Genomic DNA, 19,414 nt, shown 5'->3' with positions numbered 1-19,414 from the left:
CGGTGTCGGTCGGAGCGGTTCGGTCGCGGCGTCAGGGCGGGCTCGGCGCGCTCTACCTCGGCATCTTCGCCACCGTCTGGTTCAGCGTGCCGGCCGCCGAGCAACCGCTGCGCGGCGTGCTGGTGGCCGGCAGCGTGGCGGCGCTGCTCACCGCGGTCGGCGGCGGCATCGTCACGGCCCGGTCCCGGGGCGCGGACGCCGGGCCGCGCGACCGCGCGACGGACCGGCGCTACCTGCTGATCGTGGTGGCCGAGTTCGCCGTCGCCGCGCTCGGCGCCGTGCTGCTGGCCGCCGCCGGCTGGTCGGAGTTCACCCCGGCGCTGGTCTGCGCCGTGGTCGGGCTGCACTTCTTCCCGCTCGCCCCGCTGCTGGGCGACCCGCTGCTGCGGCCGCTCGGCGTGGCGATGTGCGCGGTGGCGCTGGCCGGGCTGGTGACCGGGTTGGCCACCGGGGTGTCGGCCGGCCTGGTGGTGGGCACCGGCGCGGGCGTGCTGCTGCTCGGCTACGCGCTCCGGTCGCTGCTCCGCGCGATCCGCGGCTGACCGACCCGGACGGGCCCCGGCTGAGCTGGGCCGAGCGGTCGTGCTGGTCACCGCGCCCTCGCCCAGTTCAGGAAGCGGTCGGCCAACCCGTCCGGCACCGCCTGACCGTTCAGCTCGGCCAGGTCGGCGGTGGCCTCGCACATCAGCGTGCCGAGGTAGATCAGCAGACCCGTCCGGTTCTCCCGGTACTCCCCGAGCAGCGCCAGCCGGGCCGGGGAGCAGGGCCACGCGGCGCCGCACACCCGGCAGCGCCAGGACGGGCGCGCCGCCACGTGCGGGCGGTAGCGCGGCATCAGCGCGGGCCGTCCTCGCTCCGGCACGGACCCTCCGCGCTCCGGCGCGGCGACGGCAGCCAGTGGCCACCGTTCGCCCGCCACTCCTGCGCTCGGGTCAGCCGCCCCGGGCGTCCCGGACCGTCGGTGGGGAAGACCTCCGTCGGCGCGGTCGCCCACGCCGGCCGGGTGTTGGGCGTACGCCGGGGGAGCGTGGCGGGTGGCGTCGGGCGCCGGCAGCGCCAGAACCTGAGTCGCATGCGGTGAGCCTCCGTCGAGCTGGGAAGGGGGCGCCCGGACCTCGTTGTCGCCGGGCGCCCCCGGCCTGGTTCCGCCCGCCGTCCGATCCCGTGAGCGGTTCCGCTGCGTGACAGTCTGGTGAGGACCCGACTACGGTGGGAGGTCCCGCGCGCCGACGACCAGGGCGTATGGCGGCCGGTCCCGGCCGGTACGAGGATGTACGGAGGCTGTCCGTGGAACGCTCGTCCATGTTGGACCACTTCGCGGAGGAGCTGCGGCTGGCCCGGGCCACCAGCGGCATGTCCCAGAGCGCGCTGGCCGAGGCGCTGAGCTACTCGGGCGCCCTGGTCGCCAAGGTGGAGACGTGCGAGCGCCGGCCGAGCCTCGACTTCGCCCGCCGCTGCGACGCGGTGTTCGGCGCCGACGGCCGCTTCGAGCGCATCCAACGCCGGATCAGCCGGGAGACGGTGGTGCCCTGGTTCCGCGACTGGGCCGGCATCGAGCAGGAAGCCACGGCACTGCGGTGGTTCGAGCCGCTCTACGTGCCGGGCCTGTTGCAGACCGAGGGCTACGCCCGGGCCATTCTCGTCGGTGCCGGGCTGTTCGCGGCGGACGAGATCGAACAGCAGGTGGCGACCCGGCTTGATCGACAGGGCGTGCTCACCCGTGAGCGACCGCCATTGTTCACCGCCGTCATAGACGAGTACGTGCTGCGCCGCTGCGTCGGCGAATCGGCGGTGATGCGCGAGCAGTTGCTGCACCTGGTAAAGGTTTGCTCGGCATTGTCCCGGGTTCGGATCCAGGTCGTGCCCCTCTCCGCCGGAGCGTACGCTGGGCTCGACGGCCCCTTCGTGATCGCCACCTCGCCCGCCGGGGAGGACGTTGTCTACCTGGAGGGGCAGCGCCACGGCCAGGTGATCGACCGTGCGGAGTATGTGCGGCAGATGGTCGAGGTGTGGGAGTCGATCCGTGGTGAGGCACTATCGCAGCAGCAGTCCCTCGACCTGATGACGGAAGTGGCGGAGACATGGACCTGAGCGGCGCCCGGTGGCGCAAGAGCACCCGCAGCAACGGCAGCGGCGGCGCCTGCGTGGAGGTGGCCGACAATCTGCCGGGTGTGGTGGCGGTGCGCGATTCCAAGGACCCGGGTGGCCCGGCCCTGACCTTCGACCCGGACGCCTGGCGCGCCTTCGTCGCGCACACGGCCGGCCGACGGTAGGGCTGTCTCCTGGTGGAGGTGGCGGAGGCATGGATCTGACCAGCGCCCGGTGGCGCAAGAGCAGCCGAAGCAACGGCCAGGGCGGCAACTGCGTGGAGGTGGCCGACAACCTGCCCGGCGTGGTGGCCGTGCGCGATTCCAAGGACCCGGCCGGCCCGGCCCTGACCTTCGACCCGGACGCCTGGCGCGCGTTCATCGCAGGCGTCGCCCGGCGGTAGCTCGCTCGCCGCGCATGCCGGATGCCGGGTGCCGGTCCGGGCAGCCGGCGGCGGAGCGGTCGCCGGTCAGCCGGCGATGAGCAGCCCGACGCCGGCCAGCAGGGTCGCGGTGAACACGGCGGCGAGCGCGGCGGCGCGGCGGCGGGCGTGCGTGCCGCCGACCAGCTTCAGGGCGAGGGCGAGCGGGCCGATTGGCTGCATGGTTCGAGGTCCTTTCGGGCTGGTGGCGGCGATCCGGACGGCGGCGCGGAGGGTGCCCGCGGCGAGCCGCAGGGGTGACATGCCGAGGTCGGCGGCGCCGTGGACGTCCGCCTGCCACTGTTCGAGATGACGGGCCCGGGAGGGGCCGGGGAGCAGCGCCGCGGCGCAGCGGACGAGGACGAGCGCGGCCCGGACCGGCGCCATCACGCCTCCCGCAGTCGAGCCGGGCGCCGGTCCGCCGCCCGGGCGGCGGCCTGGGCGCAGACCCGCCGGGCGGCCACCGTGCCGTCGGCGGTGAGCCGGTACATCCGCCGCCGGGGGCCGCGACGGTCGGTCTCGTCCTCCCAGTGCGAGGTCACCCAACCGTTGCGCTCCAACCGCTCCAGCAGCGGGTAGACGCTGCCGGACGGGCGGCCGGTGGCCTTGATGATCTCCAGCCCCCAGCGCGGCCGGTCGCTGTCGAGCAGCACCCGCAGGACGTCGACCGTCGCCGCACCGATGCGTCCGAGTGGCTCCACGAGGTCAAGACTACCTATGTAGATTAAGCCTGTCCAGGAAAACCCGGGCACCCCCGCCCGCGGCGGAAACTGCCACGACAGGTCGGCACGCCGGTCGTAGGGTGGCCACGGCCTGTCGTACCCCCGGGGTAGGAAGGCCGTGGTGGACGGGGGTGATCGGGTGAGCGTGACCCAACAGGCGCGGGAGCGGGCGCGGCCGCCGCTGCCCCGGGTGCCGGCGCTCGCGGTGCTGGCGCACTACCTGGTGGGCTACCGGCGCACCTGGCGGGCCGGGGTCTTCTCCTCGTTCCTGCTGCCGGTGCTGACCGTGGTCGGCTTCGGGTTGGGCGTCGGGGCCTACATCGACCAGGGCGTCGACGGCGTGCGCTACCTCGACTGGCTGGTGCCGGGGCTGATCGCCTCGACCGCGGTGCAGGTGGCCATCGGCGAGTCGACCTGGCCGGTGTTCAGCAACTTCCAGTGGATCAAGACCTACTTCGCGCAGAGCGCCGCGCCGCTGCGGGTGGCCGACATCCTCACCGGTCACCTGGCCTTCGTGCTGTTCCGGGTGCTCACCACGATCGCCGCGTTCCTGGTGGTGACCGCCCTGTTCGGGGCGCTGCGCTCGCCCTGGGCGCTGGTGGTCCCGGCGGTGGTGGCGCTGCTCGGGCTGGCCGTGGCGGCGCCCACCTTCGCCTACGCGTCGGCGGTCGACACCGACAGTTGGCTGGCCATGCTGTTCCGCTTCGCGGTAATCCCGATGACGCTCTTCGCCGGGGTGTTCTTCCCGGTCGAGTCGCTGCCGGTGGGGCTGCGCTGGGTGGCCTACGCGACGCCGCTCTGGCACGGCGTCGACCTGTGCCGGGCGGCCACCCTGGGCGTCGCTCCGCAGTGGTCGGTCGCCGGCCACCTGCTCTACCTCGCGGCCTGGGCGCTCGGCGGCTGGCTGCTGGCCCACCGTGCGTTCCGCCGCAAGCTGGTCGTCTGAGGAAGGCTGTCGTGGTCACTCTCGTACTGCCCCGGCTGGTCGACGTCTCCGCCGCGACCCGGCGGTCGGTGTCGGTCGCCGAGCGCAACGTCGCGGCGCTGAAGTCGGTCTACTGGCTGCTGCTCCTCTCCGGCTTCGTGGAGCCGCTGCTCTACCTGCTCTCCATCGGGGTCGGGGTGGGCGCCCTGGTCGGCGACCTCACCCTGCCCGGCGGGCAGGTCGTCTCGTACGCGGCGTTCGTGGCCCCGGCGATGCTGGCCTCCTCGGCGATGACCGGCGCGCTGGCCGAGACCACCTTCAACTTCTTCGGCAAGATGAAGTACATGAAGCTGTACGACGGGGTGATCGCCACCCCCGTGCAGCCGTTCGAGATCGCCCTCGGCGAGCTGGGCTGGGCGATGCTGCGGGGCAGCGCCTACTCGGCGGCCTTTCTCGCCGTGATGGTGGCGATGGACCTCACCACCGCCGCCCGGGCGCTGGTCGCCTTTCCGGCCGCGGTGCTGGTCGGGTTCGCCTTCGGGGCGATCGGCATGTCCGTCTCCACCTTCATGCGCAGTTGGCAGGATTTCGACCTGATGGGGTCGGCCCAGTTCACCCTCTTCCTCTTCTCCGGCACCTTCGTGCCGGCCGAGGCGTACCCGTCGGTGCTGCGCTGGCTGGTCGAGGTGACCCCGCTCTACCGGGCGGTGCACCTGATCCGGGGTGTCACGGTCGGCGGCGACGGCTGGTCGTGGCTGCCCGACGTGCTCTACCTGCTGGCCGTGCTGGCCGTCGGGTTGCTCGTGGCCTCGCGCCGGATGGGCAGGTTGCTCTACAAGTAGCGGGTTATCCGGTGCGGTCGTCGGGGCATGTGGTCAGCACACCGCAGACCACGAGGGAGGGGCGATGGCCTCCGACGAGACTTCCGCCCGCGCCGGGCGCGACGCCGATGACGCGCCCGCCGGGCGCGATCCCGAGTACGCCCGCCCGGGCCGCGACGCCGAGCACGCGCGGGGCGCCGACGGCGGCCGGCGTGCCGGCCACTCCCGGCCGGTCGGGCCGGACGAGGGGCCGGAGAGCCCGGCCCAGCTGCCGGGCACCGGGTGGAAGGCGGCGCTGCGCCGCACCGTCCGGGAGTTCAAGGACGACAGCCTGACCGACTGGGCGGCGGCGCTGACCTACTACGGCGTGCTCTCCATCTTCCCCGGCCTGCTGGTGCTGGTCTCGATCCTCGGCCTGCTCGGCGAGCGGGCCACCAAGGGCGTCAAGGACACCGTCACCCAGACGGTGCCGCAGGAGAACATCCGGCAGATCATCGAGAGCGCCATCGACCAGGCGACACGCAGCGGCGGCTTCGCCGGTCTCGCGGCGATCCTCGGTCTGCTGGCCGCCTTCTGGTCCGCGTCCGGCTACATCGCGGCGTTCATGCGCGCCTCGAACACCATCTACGACGTGCCCGAGGGCCGGCCGATCTGGAAGACGCTGCCGATCCGGATCGGGGTCACCGCGGTGATCGGGGTGATGCTGCTGGCCTCCGCGGTGATCGTGGTCTTCACCGGCGGGCTGGCCGAACAGGTCGGTGAGGCGATCGGGGTCGGCTCCACGGTGGTCACGGTCTGGAACATCGCCAAGTGGCCGGTGCTGCTGGTCCTGGTGAGCCTGATGTTCGCGATCCTCTACTGGGCCTCGCCGAACGCGCGGCACGGCGGGTTCCGCTGGGTCAGCCCCGGCGGCGTGCTGGCCGTGGTGATCTGGCTGGTGGTCTCCGGCCTGTTCGCGCTCTACGTGAGCAACTTCGGCTCGTACAACAAGACCTACGGGGCGCTGGCTGGCGTGATCATCTTCCTGGTCTGGCTCTGGCTCAGCAACATCGCGATCCTGCTCGGCGCCGAGTTCGACGCCGAGTTGGAGCGCAGCCGCGCCATCTCGGCCGGGCACGCGGCCGACGAGGAGCCGTACGTCGAGCTGCGCGACGACCGCAAGCTCCGCAAGAAGCGCAACGCCCCCGGCCCCCGCTAACCGCCCCTACCCCGCCCCTACCCCGCCCCGCCCCCCACCCCGGGTGGCGGGGCGCTCCGCGTGGTCCTCCGCGATCTTGCACTTTCGGCCCGGTTTCTGTCCTGACCTGCGGCCTTTGCCGGGGCGCAAACTGCAAGATCGCGCGAGGCGGGGGCGGGGCTCTTTTCTTGATCCACTATTAGCTTTTGTTCGGACGGACAAAAGTTGGAGTCAGATGGGCCGAAGCTCTGGACAGGCGGCACGGAACGCTCCTACTGTGTCGGACACAACACCTCGGCGTTGCGCCGACGTGGACGAGCCCCTGAAGAGGTGAGCCCGGTGCGGACCGTGGACCCGTTGCACGTACGGCTGTTGCGGTTGCTCCGCGACGAGGGAGCGGTCTCCCGCGCCGAACTGGCCGACCGGTTGCAGATGCCGCGCCCGCGCCTGCTCGCCGAGCTGGAACGGCTGGTCGCCCTCGGCTACGTGGCCGAGGCGGGGTTGGCCGCCTCCCGCGGCGGCCGCCGCTCCACCCTGGTCGAACTCAGCCCGCACCTGCGCTTCGCCGCCGTCGACCTGGGCGCCAGCTCGATCGACGTCGAGGTGGTCAACGGCCGGCTGGAGCCGGTCGCCGCCTACGCCGAACCGGCGGACATCCGCTCCGGGCCGAAGCTGATCCTCCAGCGGGTCAACGAGCTGCTGCACAAGGCCAGGGTGGACGGCGCCTACGAGCGCCTCGACGCGGTCGGCATCGGCGTCCCCGGCCCGGTCAGCTTCCGCGACGGCGTCCCGGTCTCCCCGCCGATCATGCCGGGCTGGGACCGCTTCCCCGTGCGGGAGCTGCTCACCCGCGAGCACGGCTGCCCGGCCGTGGTCGACAACGACGTCAACATCATGGCGATCGGGGAGCGGCACGGCGGGGTGGCGCACTCGGTCGACGACTTCCTCTTCGTCAAGATCGGCACCGGCATCGGCTGCGGCATCTACCTCAGCGGCGAGGTCTACCGGGGCACCGACGGCTGCGCCGGCGACATCGGCCACATCCAGGTCGACTCGCACGGTCCGATGTGCTCCTGCGGCAACGTCGGCTGCCTGGAGGCGCTGTTCAGCGGCGCCGCGCTGGCCAAGGACGCGACCGCCGCGGCGCGCAGCGGCGCCTCGCCCGCGCTGGCCGAGCGGCTGGCCGCCCGGGGTGAGGTCACCGCGCTGGACGTCGCCGAGGGCGCCGTCGAGGGCGACGTCACCTGCATCCAACTCATCCGCGACGGGGGGCGGCGGGTCGGCGGCGTGCTGGCCGGGCTGGTCAGCTTCACCAACCCGTCGATGATCGTGATCGGCGGCGGTCTCGCCCAGCTCGGTCACATCCTGCTCGCCGAGATCCGCAGCGTGGTCTACCGCCGGTCGCTGCCGCTGGCCACCGGCAACCTCCCGGTCGTCCTGTCCGAGCTGGGGCCGCGCGCCGGGGTGGCCGGCGCCGCGGTCCTCGCCAGCGACGTGGCCTTCGGCGAGGCATCGTGAGCGCGAGGAGTGAGCCGGTTCTGCGAGCCCCACAGTCGCGAACGGAGAAGGCACGGTGACCGAGCAGCGCGCGCAACCCGAGGAGGCCGTCGTGACAGATGCTCCGCTGGTCGAGGCGCCCGCCGACGCCGTCGCGGGCGAGGTGGTGCTGCGCCTCACCGACGTGGTCAAGACCTTCCCGGGCGTACGCGCCCTGGACGGGGTGCAGCTGGAGGTGCGGGCCGGCGAGGTGCACTGCCTGCTCGGGCAGAACGGCGCCGGCAAGTCCACCCTGATCAAGGTGCTCGCCGGGGTGCACCGGCCCGACTCGGGGCTGGTCGAGTGGCGCGGCGAGCCGGCCACCTTCGCCAACCCGCAGGCCGCCATGCGCGCCGGCATCGCCACCATCTACCAGGAACTCGACCTGGTCGAGGACCTCTCGGTCGCGGAGAACACCTTCCTCGGCCACGAGCCGCGCCGGTTCGGCTTCGTCCGCCGCGGGCACATGGCCCGGCGCACCCGGCAGATCCTCGGCCGGCTCGGCCACGCCGAGATCCCGCCCGGTCGGATGGTCCGCGCCCTGCCGGCCGCCGGCAAGCAGGTGGTCAGCATGGCCCGCGCGCTCTCGCACGAGGCACGACTGATCATCATGGACGAGCCGAGCGCGGTGCTCGCGCACGACGAGGTCGGCAACCTGTTCCGGATCATCCGCGAGCTGACCGCCCAGGGCATCGCGGTCATCTACATCTCGCACCGGCTGGAGGAGATCCGGGAGATCGGCGACCGGGTCACCGTACTCAAGGACGGCCGGACCACCGCGGCGAACCTGCCGGCCCGGGACACCCCGACCCGCGACCTGGTCAGCCGGATGACCGGCCGCACCATCGAGTACGTCTTCCCGGACCGCCCCGCCGCCGAGCCGGGCGGCGAGGAGCTGCTGCGGGTGGACGGGCTGACCCGGGCGGGGGAGTTCGCCGACGTCTCGCTCAGCGTCCGGCCCGGGGAGATCGTGGGCATCGCCGGGCTGGTCGGCTCGGGCCGCTCCGAGCTGCTGGAGACCATCTACGGCGCCCGCCGGGCCGAGGCCGGCACGGTCACCATGGCCGGCCGGACGCTGCGTCCGGGCAGCGTCGGCGCGGCGGTACGGGCCGGCATGGGGATGGCCCCGGAGGAGCGCAAGAGCCAGGCCCTGCTGCTCGGCGAGCCGATCTACCGCAACGTCACGCTGGCCACCTTCGGCCGGTACGCGCGGTTCGGCTTCACCGACACCGGCCGGGAGCGGGCCGAGGCGGACCGGATCGCCGAGAGCCTGGAGCTGCGCCCCCGCGACGTCCGCCGGCCGGTGCGCACCCTCTCCGGCGGCAACCAGCAGAAGGTGGTGGTCGGGCGGTGGCTGCTCGGCGACACCCGGCTGCTGCTGCTCGACGAGCCGACCCGGGGCGTGGACGTCGGCGCCCGGTCCGAGCTGTACCAGGTCATCCGGGCCCTGGCGGCCCGCGGCGTCGGGGTGCTGCTGGTCTCCAGCGAGGTGCCCGAGGTGCTCGGTCTGGCCGACCGGGTGCTGGTCATGCGGGAGGGGCGGGTCGTCCGCGAAGCCCCGGCCGGCGAACTGGACGAGAACACCGTGCTCGACCTCGTCATGGCGGGGTCCCTGATGGAAGGCGCACCGGCATGAGCGATGTACCCTCCACACCCACCGCGGAGCGGGCGGCGCAGCTGCCGGCGCAGTCCCCGCCGGTGGACCCGGCGGAGACCGCCGCGGCCAGCGGGCAGACGGCGGCCGCCGGGCGGCTCTCCTGGTGGCGGGGCGACGGTGGCGAGGGCGCCCGCCGCAACCTCGCGCTGATCGGGGTGCTGCTGGTGCTGATCGTGATCGGCGCGGTCACCCGCTCCGATCTCTACTCCAACCCGGACTGGGTCTGGGACAACGTGCTCAGCATCCTCAAGCTGGCCTCGGTGGTCGGCGTGGTCACCGTCGGGATGACCTTCGTGATCATCGGGGGTGGCATCGACCTCTCGGTCGGCGCGATCGTCGCGCTGGCCGGGGTCTGGTGCACCACGGTGGCCACCCAGAGCTACGGCGCCGGCGGCATGATCTTCAGCGCGCTCACCGTCGGGCTCGCGGTCGGCCTGGTCAACGGGCTGCTCATCTCGTACGGCCGGCTGGTGCCGTTCATCGCCACGCTGGCCATGCTGGTGGCCGCCCGCGGCCTCGCCGCCGAGATCTCCGACAAGCAGACCCAGGTCTCCGACAACTCCTTCATCAACGGCCTGGCCAGCAACAACCTGCTCGGCATCCCGCTGCTGGTCTACATCCTCGCCGCGGTGGTCGCGGCCGGCTGGGTGCTGCTCAACCGCACCACCTTCGGCCGGCGCACGGTCGCCGTCGGCGGCAACCCGGAGGCGGCCCGGCTCGCCGGCATCAACGTCAAGCGGCACACCGTGCTGCTCTACGCGCTCTCCGGGCTGTGCTGCGGCATCGCCGCCATCATGCTCACCGCCCAGGCCAACTCGGCCCAGGCGGCGATGGCGAACCTCTACGAACTGGACGCGATCGCCGCCGCGATCATCGGCGGCACGCTGCTCAGCGGCGGGCGGGGCACCATCATCGGCTCCCTGCTCGGGGTGGTCATCTTCGCCACCATCACCAACCTCTTCGCGATCAACGGTCTCTCCACCGAGGCCCAGAACATGGTCAAGGGCGGCATCATCGTCGCGGCCGTCCTGGTCCAGCAGGTCAAGTTCCGCAGCGTCACCCAGTTCCTGGGCCGCAACCGGCTCACCACCACCTGACCCGATCCGACCACGCACCACCCGGGCCACCCGAGCACGCGACGGTGGCCGGGCCCCGCACACCCTTTTCCCCCGCACCGCGAACCGTTCCCTCCACCACCGCGAACACAGGAGGTCGTCATGACCCAGCACAGTCGCGACCTGTCGCGCCGCCGACTGCTCTTCGGCGGGGCCGCCGTGGGCGCCGGCGTACTTCTCGCCGGGTGCACCAGCAACGAGGAGCAGCCGACCGAGGCGCAGACCAAGGCGGCCGGCGCGCCCGGCGGCAACAGCGAACCCGGCAAGCGGGTGACGATCGGGTTCTCCGCGCCGGCCGCGGACCACGGCTGGATCGCCGCCATCACCAACAACGCCAAGGCGCAGGCCGGGACGTACTCCGACGTGGAGTTCAAGACGGTCGAGGCCGGCGCGGACGCGGCGGCCCAGCGGGCGGCGCTGTCCACCCTGATCTCGCAGAAGCCGGACGTGATCGTGCTGCTGCCACACGACGGCAAGGAGCTCAACGCGTTCGGCCTGGAGGCGATGAACGCCGGCATCCCGGTGGTCAACCTGGACCGGGCCTTCCCGGACGCGCGGGCCTACCGGTTGCAGATCAAGGGCGACAACTACGGCATGGGGGTGGCCGCCGCCACCTACATGATCGCGCAGTTCAAGGCGAAGAACCTGACCAACCCGGTGATCGGCGAGATCGCCGGCATCGACTCGCTGGAGCTGACCCAGGAGCGGTCGAAGGGCTTCGCCGACACGCTCACCGCGGCCGGCTTCCGGATCGCCAACCGGCGGGCGGCGGAGTTCACCGCCGACTCGGGCCAGCGGGAGGCCGCCCAGCTGCTCCAGGCCCTGCCGAAGATGGACGCGCTCTGGAACCACGACGACGACCAGGGCATCGGCGTGCTGGCCGCGATCAACCAGGCCAACCGCAAGGAGTTCTTCATGGTCGGCGGCGCCGGCTCGAAGAAGGCGATGGAGGACATCCAGGCGGACAACACGCCGCTCAAGGCGACGGTCACCTACAGCCCGTCGATGGCCTCGTCGGCGATCTCGCTGGCGCGGCTGATCGGCCAGGGCCGGGGCATGTCCGACCTGGTGGAGCTCCAGGTGCCCAAGGAAATCATCCTCGCCTCCGAGACGATCACCAAGGAGAACGCGAGCAACTACCTCAAGCTCGGGTTCTGACACACGGGGGGAGACCCACCTTGTCCACGACAGACAAGCAACTGCGGGTCGGCATGGTCGGCTACGCGTTCATGGGCGCCGCGCACTCGCAGGCGTGGCGCACCGTGAACCGGGTGTACGACCTGCCGGCGCGGGCCCGGATGGCGTTGATCTGCGGCCGGGACGCCGGGAAGGTGGCCGACGCCGCCGACCGGCTCGGCTGGGAGGCGTACACCACGGACTGGCGTGACCTGGTCAGCCGGGACGACATCGACGTGGTGGACGTCTGCACGCCGGGCGACAGCCATGCCGAGATCGCACTCGCCGCGTTGGCCGCCGGCAAGCACGTGCTGTGCGAGAAGCCGCTGGCCAACACGGTCTCCGAGGCCCGGGCGATGGCCGCCGCGGCGGCCACCGCCCAGGCCGCCGGGGTGCGGTCGATGTGCGGGTTCAACTACCGCCGGGTGCCCGCGGTCACGATGATGCGGCAGTTGGTCGCCGACGGACGGCTCGGAGTGATCCGGCACGTCCGGGCGACGTACCTGCAGGACTGGATCGTTGACCCGCAGTTCCCGCTGGTCTGGCGGTTGCAGAAGGACAGGGCGGGCTCCGGCGCGCTCGGCGACATCGGCGCGCACATCATCGACCTGACCCAGTTCGTCACCGGGCAGCGGATCACCGGGGTCAGCGCGGTGACCGAGACGTTCGTCAAGGAGCGGCCGCTGCCCGCCGAGTCGAGCGGGCTGGCGGCCAGCGTGGACGGGGCGGGCCCGGTCGACGGGCACGGCTCCGTCGACGGGCACGGGCCGGCCACGGGGCCGGTCACCGTCGACGACGCCGCGGTCTTCGTGGCCCGGCTCGACGGCGGCGCGCTGGCCACGTACGAGGCGAGCCGGTTCGCCACCGGCCGCAAGAACGCCCTCCGGGTGGAGATCAACGGCTCCCTCGGGACCGTTGTCTTCGACCTGGAACGCCTCAACGAACTGGAGTTCTACGACGCCACCCGACCCACCGCCGAGCAGGGCTTCAGCCGCATCCTGGTGACCGAGGGGGAGCACCCGTACATGTCGGCGTGGTGGCCGCCCGGCCACATCATCGGCTACGAGCACTCGTTCACCCACCAGATGCGGGACTTCATCGAGGCGATCGCCACCGGCGTCGACCCGGCCCCCTCCTTCGCCGACGCGTTGCAGGTCCAGCTGGTGCTGGACGCGGTGACCCGGTCGGCGGAGCTCGGTTCCTCGTGGACCGAGGTGGAGCCGGCGCTGGCCCCGGTGGCCGCCTGAGGCACCTCCGGGACCGACCGGCGAGGGCCCGGCCGCGGTTTGCGCCCCGCGGCCGGGGCGAGGCCGGTTCCGGAGGACGTGCAGCCGGGCCCTACGGCCCGGTGGCGCACGAGCAGGACGGTCGTCCGGTGCGGCCGGACCGGGATTCCCCGGCCGCACCGGAGGGCCGCCACCACCCCGGCGATCCGGAGGACCAGATGGCACTCCCCACCGCTCGCGTCGACACCGTCCACCGCTCTCACTCCCGTGGGTGCTCCGCGCCCCGGGCATCGACCGTTCCGGCGAACGGCTGAGACGTCCGGCCGGGGCGTGCCGTCGCTCCGACCGGCCGGATGCGGGGGAGGCAGGGTCGAGACGCCGACCGACCCTGCCTACCAGCCCCGTCCGTCCGGCCCGCACCGGGAACCGGTCCGGCGCCGTTGCCGCCGACTTCGACGCCGGCCGGTCAGCTCCACCCGAGGTGGACGGCCGGACGGGGCCATCCGCTCCGCCGGAAGATCTTCCCCGCTACAAAGAAATATGTATATAATTCTATTTCCGGCCGGTTCCTCCTGATCTGGGAAGGAGCACCATGCGTACGGGTGTCTGGCTGGTGGGGGCGCGCGGTTCGGTCGCGACCACCAGCATCGTGGGAGCGCTCGCCCTGCGGGCGGGGCTGGCCGGCCCCACCGGCTGCGTCACCGAGCTGGCCGAACTGCGCGGCCCCGCCCTGCCGTCCTTCGCCGATCTGGTCTTCGGCGGCCACGACGTGGTCGCCACCCCGCTGGTCAAGCGGGCCGAGGCGCTCGCCGCCGCCGGGGTGCTGCCCGGGCGGCTGGTCGCCGCGCTGGCCGACGAACTCGCCGCGGTCGAGCGGGAACTGCGCCCCGCGCCGGCCGGCGGCAGCCAGGCCGACCGGGCCGCCGCCACCGCCCGCGACCTCGACGACTTCCGCCGCCGGCACGAGCTGGACCGGGTGGTGGTGGTCAACGTCTCGGCCACCGAACCGGTCGCCCGGCCGCATCCGGCGCACGCCGACCCGGCCGCGCTGCGGGCCGCGCTCGCCGGCGCCGAGGAGGTGCTGCCGGCCAGCTCGCTCTACGCGTACGCGGCGGTGACGGCCGGCTGCCCGTACGTCGACTTCACCCCGTCCACCGGGCTGCGCCTGCCCGCGCTGCGCGCGCTGGCCGACGAGCGCGGCCTGCCGTACGCCGGGCACGACGGCAAGACCGGGGAGACCCTGGTCAAGTCGGTGCTCGCGCCGATGTTCGCGATGCGGCACCTGGCGGTGCGCTCCTGGTCCGGGGTGAACCTGCTCGGCGGCGGCGACGGCGCCACGCTGGCCGACCCGGCCGCCAACGCGGCCAAGGTGGAGAGCAAGCAGCGGGTGCTCGGCGAGACCCTCGGCTACCAGCCGCAGGGCGGCACCCGGATCGACTACGTCGAGGACCTCGGCGACTTCAAGACCGCGTGGGACCTGGTCACCTTCGCCGGTTTCCTGGGCACCGGGATGCGGCTGGAGTTCACCTGGCACGGCTGCGACTCCGCGCTGGCCGCGCCGCTGGTGCTCGACCTGGCCCGGCTCACCGCCGCCGCGCACGCCGCCGGGCACCGCGGGCCGCTGGCCGAACTCGCCTTCTTCTTCAAGGACCCGCTCGCCGCGCCCACCCACGCGCTGGCCGAGCAGTGGACCCGGCTGTGCGAGTTCACCCGCCGGCTGCACGCCGGAGGCAGCGATGCCCAGCCCGGCTGATTTGGCCGAGCTGGTCCGCGCACCGGCCGCGCTCTCCGTTCCCGGGGACGTGTTCGCCGGCGCCGCGGCGGCCGGCACGCTGGGCCCGCGTACCCCCGCGCTGGCCGGCGCCTCGGTGCTGCTCTACTGGGCCGGCATGGCCGCCAACGACTGGGCCGACCGGCGGCTGGACGCCGTCGAGCGGCCGGAGCGGCCGATCCCCAGCGGCCGGGTCAGCCCGCCCGTCGCGTTCGGCCTCGCCGCCGGGCTCACCGCCGCCGGGCTCGCGCTGGCCACCGCCGCCGGCGGAAGGCGGGCCGCCGCGGTCGCGCTGCCGCTCGCGGCCACCGTCTGGGGGTACGACCTGGCGGCCAAGAACACCGCCGCCGGGCCGGCCGTGATGGCCGCCTGCCGGGGGCTGGACGTGCTGCTCGGCGCGTCCGGCGGCCGGCTGCGCCGGGCGGTGCCGGCGGCGGTCACCGTGGCCGCGCACACCTGGACGGTCACCGCGCTGTCCCGCCGCGAGGTCAGCGGCGCCGAGGCCGGCCTGCCGCTGCGCACCCTGGCCGGCACCGCCCTGGTCGCGGCCGCCGCCGCGGCGCCGCCGGCCGCCCGCACCCGCCGCGCCGGCGACCCGGCGCGGCACCGGGTCCGGCTGGTCCGGGTCGCGGCGGCCCTGCCGGCGGTGCTCGCCGGCTGGTACGCCGCCCGCTACGGCGGGGCGCAGGCGCGGGTGGTCGCCGAGCCCTCGGCCGGGCGGGTACGCGCCGCGGTGGGCGCCGGGATCACCGGGCTGCCCGCGTTGCAGGGCGCGCTCACCGCGCGCTCCGGCGCGGGTCTGCTCGGGCTGGCCGTGGCGGCGGCCGTGCCGCTGGGCCGCCGGCTGGCCCGGAAGGTCTCCCCGACATGACCACCCGCCCCGACCCGCTGCCGCGCCCCACCGACCTGCGGTTCGGCTACGGCACCAACGGCTTCGCCAACCACCGGCTGGACGACGCGCTCGCGGTGATCGCCGACCTCGGCTACACCGGCGTCGCGCTCACCCTGGACCACGACCACCTCGACCCGTTCGCGCCCGCGCTGGCCCGTCGGGTGGCCGCCGTCCGGCGCCGGCTGGCCGATCTCGGCCTCGCCGTGGTGATCGAGACCGGGGCGCGTTACCTGCTCGACCCGTGGCACAAGCACGCGCCGACGCTGCTGCACGACGACCCGACGCGGCGGGTGGAGTTCCTCCGCCGCGCCGTCCGGATCGGCGCCGACCTGGGCGCCGAGGCGGTCTCGTTCTGGGCCGGCGTACGCCCCGAGCCGGTCGCCCCGGCCGCCGCCTGGGACCGGTTGGTCGCCGGCTGCGCGACGGTGGTGGACGCCGCCGACGCGGCCGGAGTGCCGCTCGGCTTCGAGCCCGAGCCGGGCATGCTGGTCGAGGACATCGCCGGTTGGCGGCGGCTGCGCGCCGCGCTCGGCGACCCGGGCGTCTTCGGCATCACCCTGGACATCGGGCACTGCCGCTGCCTGGAGCCGCGGCCGGTGCCGGACTGCGTGCTCGACGTGGCCGAGTACCTGGTCAACGTCCAGATCGACGACATGCGCCGGGGGGTGCACGAGCACCTGGAGTTCGGCACCGGCGAGATCGACTTCCCGTCGGTGCTGGGCGCCCTCGCCGACGCCGGCTACCGCGGCCTGGTCGCCGTCGAACTGCCCCGGCACTCGCACGCCGCACCGGCCGTCGCCGCCCGCTCGATCGACTTCCTGCGCGCCGCCGCCACCCGCGCCGAGGCGCCCGCTCGTGCCGGGGCGCCCGCTCGTGCCGGGGCGCCCGCCCGTGCCGAGGCGTCCACCCGCGCCGAGGCGCCCGCGCGTGCCGAGGCGTCCGCGCGTGGCGAGGCGCCCGGTCGCGCCGAGGCGTCCGCGCGGCCGGCGCGCGCCGCGGCCCCCCGCTCCGCACCCACCGACAGCCCGGACCGGAAGGCCGCGGTGCGTATGTAGGTGCGGAACGAGGGGCCGAGGGTGCCCACCGGCCGGTGCCGGTGGCGGGGCGGCCAGGCCGCCCCCGGGCGCCACTAGACCGCGCCGGCTCCCGGTCGGGAGGCGGCGCCGAGGGGAGGCACGATGACAGCCGATCAGCTGCGGGCCGCGCTGCGGGAGGTGTCCGATCCCGACTGGCTGGCCGAGGCCCTGCGCCGGGTGGCCGCCGAACCGGACAGCATCGCCCGCTCGTTCCCGGCCGCCGGCCGGCGCTGCGGCCGGCACGAGCTGGCCGGACTGCCCGGCTGGACCGCCGACGAGGCGGCCCGGGTGTTGCTGCTGACCAGCCTGCCCACCCGGCACGCCGAGCGCGCCGAGGCCCTCTACCGGCACGGCGACGCCGCCGAGAAGCGGGCCGTGCTGAAGGCTCTGCCGCTGCTGCCGATCGGCGCGGCCGGGGTGCCGCTGCTGCACGACGCGATCCGCACCAACGACACCCGCCTGGTCGCCGCCGCCCTCGGCCCGTACGCCCGGCACCTGGACCCGGCGGCCTGGCGGCAGGCGGTGCTCAAGTGCGTCTTCACCGGGGTGCCGCTGGCCGCGGTGGCCGACCTCGACACGCGCGCCGACGCCGAGCTGGCCGCGATGCTGGCCGCGCTGGCGGCCGAACGGCACGCCGCCGGCCGGAGCATGCCGGCCGACGCCACCGACCTGCTCGACCGGCTCACCGCCGGCTCCGGCCGGCCCACCGCCAGGGAGGCGTGATGCGCATCTTCGACCCGCACATCCACATGACCTCGCGTACCACCGACGACTACGAACGGATGGCCGCGGCCGGGGTACGCGCGGTGGTGGAGCCGGCGTTCTGGCTGGGCCAGCCCCGCACCAGCGCCGACTCGTTCGCCGACTACTTCGACTCGCTGATCGGCTGGGAGCCGTTCCGGGCGGGGCAGTTCGGCGTCCGGCACCACGCCACCATCGCGCTCAACCCGAAGGAGGCCAACGACCCGCGCTGCCGCCCGGTGCTCGACCTGCTGCCCCGCTACCTGGAGAAGGACGGCGTGGTGGCGGTCGGCGAGATCGGCTACGACTCGATGACCCCGGAGGAGGACGCGGCGTTCGCCGCCCAGCTCGCCCTCGCCGTCGCGCACGACCTGCCGGCGCTGGTGCACACCCCGCACCGGGACAAGGCCCGGGGCGTGGAGCGCAGCCTCGCGGTGGTCCGGGAGAGCGGCATCGAGCCGGGCCGGGTGGTGCTCGACCACCTCAACGAGGTGACCGTCAAGCTGGTCCGGGACACCGGCTGCTGGCTCGGCTTCTCCATCTACCCGGACACCAAGATGTCGCCGCCGCGGATGGTGGAGCTGCTGCGGGCGTACGGGACGGAGCGGATGCTGGTCAACTCGGCGGCCGACTGGGGGCGCTCGGACCCGCTACTGACCCGCGCCACGGGCGAGGCGATGCTGCTCGCCGGGTTCACCGCCGACGACGTCGACCAGGTGCTGTGGCGCAACCCGGTCGAGTTCTACGGCCAGTCCGGCCGGCTCGACCTGACCGACCTCGACCTGGCCGACGTCGACCCGCCCGCCGGCACGTACGCCGGCAACTCGATCCTGCGCGGGGGGAGCTGATGCGGCTGCGGCACGCCGGCGGCAGCACCGTCCACCTCGGCTACTGCACCAACGTGCACCCCGCCGAGGACCTCGCCGGCGTCCTCGCCCAACTGGACAGCTACGCCCTGCCGGTGCGCCGGCACCTCGACGCCGACCTGCTCGGCCTGGGGCTGTGGCTGGCCGCCCCGGTCGCCGCCGAGCTGGCCGCCGACCCCGCGGCCCGCCGCCGGCTGCGCGCCGAACTGGCCGCGCGGGGCCTGGAGGTGGTCACCCTCAACGGCTTCCCGTACGCGGCCTTCCAGGCCCCGGTGGTCAAGGGCGAGGTCTACCACCCGGACTGGACCACCGAACGGCGGCTGCGCTACACCCTCGACCTGGCCCGGGTGCTGGCCGACCTGCTGCCCGAGGACGCGGCCCGCGGCTCGGTCTCCACCCTCCCGCTGGCCTGGCGGCACCCCTGGGACGCCAGCCGGGCGGACGCCGCCCGCCGCCGGCTGGACCAGCTCGCGGCCGGGCTCGCCGCCGTCGAGCGGGACACCGGCCGGCCGGTCCGGGTCGGCTTCGAGCCGGAGCCCGGCTGTCTGGTGGAGAGCAGCGCACAGGCGGCCGGGGTACTGTCCGGTATGGACACCGAGCGGCTCGGCGTCTGCCTGGACCTGGCGCACCTGGCGTGCGCCTGGGAGGAGCCGGCCGAGGCACTGGCCCGGCTGCGCGCCGCCGGGCTGCCGGTGGTGAAGGTGCAGGTCTCCGCGGCGATCGAGGCGCCGGCCGCGGCGACGGAGGCGCTGCGCCGGTGGGTGGAGCCGCGCTTCCTGCACCAGACCCGGGCCGCCGGCTGCGCGGGCGCGGCCGACCCGGCCGACCCGGCGTGCGCGGCGGACGACCTGGACGCCGCGCTGGACGCCCGGCTGCCCGGGCCCTGGCGGGTGCACTACCACGTGCCGCTGCACGCCCCGCCCGAGGAGCCGCTGGGCGCCACCCTGCCGGTGCTGCGCGCCGCGCTGGCCGCGCTCTACACCGGCCCGGAGGCCGGCTGCGACCACCTGGACGTCGAGACGTACACCTGGGGGGTGCTGCCGGAGGCGCGCCGGCCGCGCACCGACGCGGAGCTGGCCGCCGGGATCGCCGCCGAGCTGGCCTTCGCCCGCGACGAGCTGGCCGCGCTCGGCCTCGCGCCGGCCGACCCGACGCGGGCCGGCGCCGAGCGGAGCGAGGTGGCGGCATGAGCGAGCCGTGGCGA

The 19,414-nt window shown here is 74.3% G+C and carries 21 protein-coding genes; 18 read left to right on the top strand and 3 right to left on the bottom strand.

Going from position 1 to position 19,414, the window contains the following annotated elements; translation table 11 throughout:
• The first annotated feature begins 2 nt into the window (after positions 1-2).
• The gene (locus tag Q3W71_RS09530) at positions 3-542 is read left to right on the top strand and encodes a hypothetical protein (protein ID WP_302918957.1); all 540 of its coding nucleotides are present in this window, start codon (positions 3-5) and stop codon (positions 540-542) included.
• Between the two features lie 47 nt (positions 543-589).
• Here the strand turns inward: Q3W71_RS09530 and Q3W71_RS09525 are convergent, their stop codons facing one another.
• Positions 590-862, bottom strand: coding sequence for a flavin reductase (locus Q3W71_RS09525; protein ID WP_302918956.1), 273 nt, complete (start codon positions 860-862; stop codon positions 590-592).
• 425 nt (positions 863-1,287) lie between these two features.
• Between Q3W71_RS09525 and Q3W71_RS09520 the strand changes: the two genes are divergently transcribed.
• From Q3W71_RS09520 to Q3W71_RS09510, 3 genes are read left to right on the top strand one after another with little or no spacing between them, the layout of a single operon-like run.
• A complete protein-coding gene (locus Q3W71_RS09520; RefSeq protein ID WP_302918955.1) occupies positions 1,288-2,091 on the top strand; it encodes a helix-turn-helix transcriptional regulator in 804 nt (267 codons plus the stop codon).
• Positions 2,082-2,273, top strand: a complete 192-nt coding sequence (locus Q3W71_RS09515; protein ID WP_302918954.1) for a DUF397 domain-containing protein — start codon at positions 2,082-2,084, stop codon at positions 2,271-2,273. The genes Q3W71_RS09520 and Q3W71_RS09515 overlap by 10 nt, the downstream gene beginning before the upstream one ends.
• 29 nt (positions 2,274-2,302) lie before the next feature.
• Positions 2,303-2,491, top strand: a complete 189-nt coding sequence (locus Q3W71_RS09510) for a DUF397 domain-containing protein (RefSeq protein ID WP_302918953.1) — start codon at positions 2,303-2,305, stop codon at positions 2,489-2,491.
• A gap of 66 nt (positions 2,492-2,557) precedes the next feature.
• On the opposite strand, the gene Q3W71_RS09505 is transcribed toward Q3W71_RS09510, so the two are convergent.
• Both Q3W71_RS09505 and Q3W71_RS09500 read right to left on the bottom strand, forming a co-directional pair.
• Entirely contained in the window at positions 2,558-2,896 is a 339-nt protein-coding gene (locus tag Q3W71_RS09505; RefSeq protein ID WP_302918952.1) for a hypothetical protein, read from the bottom strand.
• Complete coding sequence (locus Q3W71_RS09500; protein ID WP_302918951.1) at positions 2,896-3,210, bottom strand: PadR family transcriptional regulator; 315 nt, start codon at positions 3,208-3,210, stop codon at positions 2,896-2,898. Before Q3W71_RS09500 ends, Q3W71_RS09505 begins: the two co-directional genes overlap by 1 nt.
• 166 nt (positions 3,211-3,376) lie before the next feature.
• Between Q3W71_RS09500 and Q3W71_RS09495 the strand changes: the two genes are divergently transcribed.
• From Q3W71_RS09495 to eboE, 14 genes are all read left to right on the top strand, one after another.
• Positions 3,377-4,177, top strand: a complete 801-nt coding sequence (locus Q3W71_RS09495; RefSeq protein WP_302919643.1) for an ABC transporter permease — start codon at positions 3,377-3,379, stop codon at positions 4,175-4,177.
• Between the two features lie 11 nt (positions 4,178-4,188).
• Positions 4,189-4,998 (top strand): ABC transporter permease, encoded by an 810-nt coding sequence (locus Q3W71_RS09490; protein WP_302918950.1) that lies wholly within the window; start codon positions 4,189-4,191, stop codon positions 4,996-4,998.
• Between the two features lie 64 nt (positions 4,999-5,062).
• On the top strand, positions 5,063-6,175 hold the full coding sequence (locus tag Q3W71_RS09485) for a YihY/virulence factor BrkB family protein (RefSeq protein ID WP_302918949.1): 1,113 nt from the start codon (positions 5,063-5,065) through the stop codon (positions 6,173-6,175).
• A gap of 318 nt (positions 6,176-6,493) precedes the next feature.
• Positions 6,494-7,672, top strand: a complete 1,179-nt coding sequence (locus tag Q3W71_RS09480) for an ROK family protein (protein WP_302918948.1) — start codon at positions 6,494-6,496, stop codon at positions 7,670-7,672.
• A gap of 91 nt (positions 7,673-7,763) precedes the next feature.
• Positions 7,764-9,326 (top strand): sugar ABC transporter ATP-binding protein, encoded by a 1,563-nt coding sequence (locus tag Q3W71_RS09475; protein ID WP_302918947.1) that lies wholly within the window; start codon positions 7,764-7,766, stop codon positions 9,324-9,326.
• Positions 9,323-10,444, top strand: coding sequence for an ABC transporter permease (locus Q3W71_RS09470; RefSeq protein ID WP_302918946.1), 1,122 nt, complete (start codon positions 9,323-9,325; stop codon positions 10,442-10,444). The genes Q3W71_RS09475 and Q3W71_RS09470 overlap by 4 nt, the downstream gene beginning before the upstream one ends.
• A gap of 120 nt (positions 10,445-10,564) precedes the next feature.
• Positions 10,565-11,620: a substrate-binding domain-containing protein gene (locus Q3W71_RS09465; protein WP_302918945.1), complete on the top strand. Its 1,056-nt coding sequence runs from the start codon at positions 10,565-10,567 to the stop codon at positions 11,618-11,620.
• Between the two features lie 20 nt (positions 11,621-11,640).
• Positions 11,641-12,885, top strand: a complete 1,245-nt coding sequence (locus Q3W71_RS09460; RefSeq protein WP_302918944.1) for a Gfo/Idh/MocA family protein — start codon at positions 11,641-11,643, stop codon at positions 12,883-12,885.
• A gap of 571 nt (positions 12,886-13,456) precedes the next feature.
• Positions 13,457-14,617: an inositol-3-phosphate synthase gene (locus Q3W71_RS09455; protein WP_302918943.1), complete on the top strand. Its 1,161-nt coding sequence runs from the start codon at positions 13,457-13,459 to the stop codon at positions 14,615-14,617.
• Complete coding sequence (locus tag Q3W71_RS09450; RefSeq protein WP_302918942.1) at positions 14,601-15,506, top strand: SCO3242 family prenyltransferase; 906 nt, start codon at positions 14,601-14,603, stop codon at positions 15,504-15,506. The genes Q3W71_RS09455 and Q3W71_RS09450 overlap by 17 nt, the downstream gene beginning before the upstream one ends.
• A complete protein-coding gene (locus Q3W71_RS09445; RefSeq protein ID WP_302918941.1) occupies positions 15,503-16,582 on the top strand; it encodes a sugar phosphate isomerase/epimerase in 1,080 nt (359 codons plus the stop codon). Before Q3W71_RS09450 ends, Q3W71_RS09445 begins: the two co-directional genes overlap by 4 nt.
• 123 nt (positions 16,583-16,705) lie before the next feature.
• Positions 16,706-17,326: an EboA domain-containing protein gene (locus Q3W71_RS09440; RefSeq protein ID WP_302918940.1), complete on the top strand. Its 621-nt coding sequence runs from the start codon at positions 16,706-16,708 to the stop codon at positions 17,324-17,326.
• Positions 17,326-18,192, top strand: coding sequence for a TatD family hydrolase (locus Q3W71_RS09435; RefSeq protein WP_302918939.1), 867 nt, complete (start codon positions 17,326-17,328; stop codon positions 18,190-18,192). Before Q3W71_RS09440 ends, Q3W71_RS09435 begins: the two co-directional genes overlap by 1 nt.
• On the top strand, positions 18,192-19,400 hold the full coding sequence (gene eboE / locus Q3W71_RS09430) for a metabolite traffic protein EboE (RefSeq protein WP_302918938.1): 1,209 nt from the start codon (positions 18,192-18,194) through the stop codon (positions 19,398-19,400). Before Q3W71_RS09435 ends, eboE begins: the two co-directional genes overlap by 1 nt.
• Positions 19,401-19,414: the final 14 nt, after the last annotated feature.

The sequence above is a fragment of the Micromonospora sp. C28SCA-DRY-2 genome (assembly GCF_030519475.1).
Lineage (GTDB): Bacteria > Actinomycetota > Actinomycetes > Mycobacteriales > Micromonosporaceae > Micromonospora.
Note: the sequence above shows the minus strand (reverse complement) of the source record. Positions and strands in the feature narration are given on the sequence as shown.